This is a genomic window from Actinospica acidithermotolerans, assembly GCF_018139625.1.
GTDB lineage: Bacteria > Actinomycetota > Actinomycetes > Streptomycetales > Catenulisporaceae > Actinospica > Actinospica acidithermotolerans.
Genome location: NZ_JAGSOH010000251.1, coordinates 1 through 2,555 on the forward strand (window position 1 = coordinate 1; position 2,555 = coordinate 2,555).

At 72.1% G+C, this 2,555-nt stretch carries 1 protein-coding gene, 1 tRNA gene, 1 other RNA gene and 1 pseudogene; 3 read left to right on the forward strand and 1 reads right to left on the reverse strand.

Annotated elements, in window-relative coordinates; genetic code table 11:
* Nucleotides 1-132 (forward strand): annotated as a pseudogene (locus KDK95_RS34395) (integrase core domain-containing protein); the annotation flags it as partial.
* A 166-nt stretch (nt 133-298) separates the two neighbouring features.
* Here the strand turns inward: KDK95_RS34395 and KDK95_RS34400 are convergent.
* Nucleotides 299-383, reverse strand: a tRNA-Ser gene (locus KDK95_RS34400).
* A gap of 63 nt (nt 384-446) precedes the next feature.
* Here KDK95_RS34400 and ffs point away from each other — a divergent pair.
* Both ffs and KDK95_RS34410 read left to right on the forward strand, forming a co-directional pair.
* An RNA gene (gene ffs / locus KDK95_RS34405) (signal recognition particle sRNA small type) lies at nt 447-543 on the forward strand.
* Nucleotides 544-649: 106 nt separating this feature from the next.
* The coding region (locus tag KDK95_RS34410) for a DNA polymerase III subunit gamma and tau (protein ID WP_212522551.1) at nt 650-2,555 on the forward strand (1,906 nt) is incomplete at its 3' end.

Here is a 2,555-nt window from a genome sequence, read left to right on the forward strand (position 1 = left end):
GCCTCAGAATCCGAACGACGCGCCGCGCTTGACCCCTGGCTGCACATCTACAACCATCACCGAGCACACACCGCGCTCAAAGGCCAACCACCCGCCAGCCGCGTACCCAACCTCACAGGACAGAACAGCTAACCCAGCGCCTCCGAAAGCAGTGTGACCTCGACTGGGGACACGCCCGAGGAGCACGAAATCGGGCAGACTGCGACTGAAACTGCCACTGAAGAGCCGGAACGGCCACGTAGTGTGGAAACAAGACAACCCCCGAGCAGCGTTTCCGCTGGTCGGGGGTTGCTCTGCGCGGAGGATACGAGATTTGAACTCGTGAGGGGTTGCCCCCAACACGCTTTCCAAGCGTGCGCCCTAGGCCACTAGGCGAATCCTCCGTGGGAAAGCTTACCCGACGGCGGGGGGTGCTCCGCCACCCGCTTTCTCGGCTATGCTGTCTGGCGGACCCCTCGTGTGGCGTCACCCCACCGAACCCCCCCAGGGCAGGAATGCAGCAAGGGTAGGCAGGCTCTGGCGGGTGCGCGAGGGGTCTTTCGCTGCCCTGAAGGGCATTCGAGGGCTTCCGCCGCCGTGTCGAGACCGGCTTATCACCCGACGTCGCGGGGTGTACCTGACTGTCGGTGGGAGCGGCTAGGCTCGGGTCGTGTCGCTAGCGCTGTATCGCCGGTATCGTCCCGAGACCTTCGAGGAGGTCATCGGGCAGGAGCACGTGACCGGGCCCTTGCAGCAGGCACTGCGCAATCAGCGGGTGAACCACGCGTACCTGTTCAGCGGGCCGCGCGGGTGCGGGAAGACGACCAGTGCGCGGATCCTGGCGCGCTGCCTGAACTGCGAGCAGGGGCCGACGCCGACGCCGTGCGGGACGTGCAAGTCGTGCGTGGGGCTGGCGCGCGGGGCGGCCGGGTCCATCGACGTGATCGAGATCGACGCGGCCTCGCACGGGGGCGTGGACGACGCGCGGGATCTGCGGGAGCGGGCGTTCTTCGCGCCGGTGGAGTCGCGGTACAAGATCTACATCCTGGACGAGGCCCACATGGTGAGCTCGGCCGGGTTCAACGCGCTGCTCAAGGTGGTCGAGGAGCCCCCGCCGCACCTCAAGTTCATCTTCGCGACCACCGAGCCGGAGAAGGTCATCGGGACCATCCGCTCGCGTACGCACCACTATCCCTTCCGCCTCGTGCCGCCGGGGACGCTCCGGGACTACCTGGAGCTCCTGTGCACGCAGGAGGGCATCAAGGTCGAGCCCGAGGTGCTGCCGCTGGTGGTGCGCGCGGGCGCCGGGTCGGTGCGCGACTCGCTGTCGGTGATGGACCAGCTGCTCGCGGGCGCGGACGAGAACGGGGTCTCGTACCAGAACGCCGCGGCGCTGCTCGGCTACACGGACGCCGCGCTGCTCGACGAGGCGGTCTCGGCGCTGGCGGCGCAGTCCGGCGGCGCGGCCTTCGAGATCGTGGACCGGGTGGTCGAGGGCGGCCACGACCCGCGCAGGTTCCTCGGGGACCTGCTGGAGCGGCTGCGCGACCTCGTCATCCTCAACGCGGTGCCCGACGCGGCGACGAAGGGCCTGATCTCGGCCCCGCCGGACCGGCTGGCCCGGATGAGCGAGCAGGCGGCGGCCTTCGGCCCGGCCGAGCTCTCCCGCGCGGCCGACCTGGCGAACACCGGCCTGACCGAGATGCGCGGGGCCACCGCGCCGCGCCTGCTGCTTGAACTGGTCTTCGCGCGCATCCTGCTGCCCGGCGGCGAGGAGTCGGCCCGTTCGCTGGCGGCCCGGCTGGAGCGGCTCGAGCGCCTCGGGCCGCCGGCCTCGGCGGCTCCCGGGCCCGGTGTCGCGGTGCCGGCCGAGCAGTCGGCGCAGGCTCCTGCGACGGCGGCGTACGCGGCTGACGCGCCGTCCGGTCCGCCCGTCACGTCAGCGCCGTCGGGTCCGCCCGTCACGTCAGCGCCGTCGGCGCCGTCCGGCCCCGCGCTCGCGCCGCCGCCGTGGCGGAACGTGCCCGCGCCGCAGCCCGTTCAGGCCCCGCCGGCGCAGCAGCAGAGCCAGGGCGCCCCGTCGGGCATTCCGTCCGGCGCGGCGTACGACGTGGGGATGATCCGTGCGCGCTGGGAAGAGGTGCTGGACCGGGTCCGCGCGGTCAGCCGTGTGGCGTGGACCATGATCTCGGCGGACAACGCGCACGTGGTCGGCGTCGAGGGGCGCGTGATCCAACTCGGCTTCAAGATCCCGACGCTGCGGCAGAACTTCCCCGGCTCGAAGCACGAGGACACGCTGCGGCAGGTGCTCGGGCAGGTCTACGGCGGCGAGTGGCGGGTCGAGGTGCTGCTCGATCCCTCCGCCGGGCACGGCGGCGGCTACTCGGGCGGCGGCCAGCAGGCGCAACGGTCCGCCGCGCCCGTCCAGCAACCGGCGCAGCAGCCTCCGCAGCAGTACGCGCCTCCGGTCCAGGCCCAGCCTCACGCACCGCAGCCGACGACGTCCCCCGCGTCTCCCGCCGCTTCGCCGGCGGCGGCCGCGCCGGCGCCGGCGAAGCGGCGGGAGACGCGGGGGA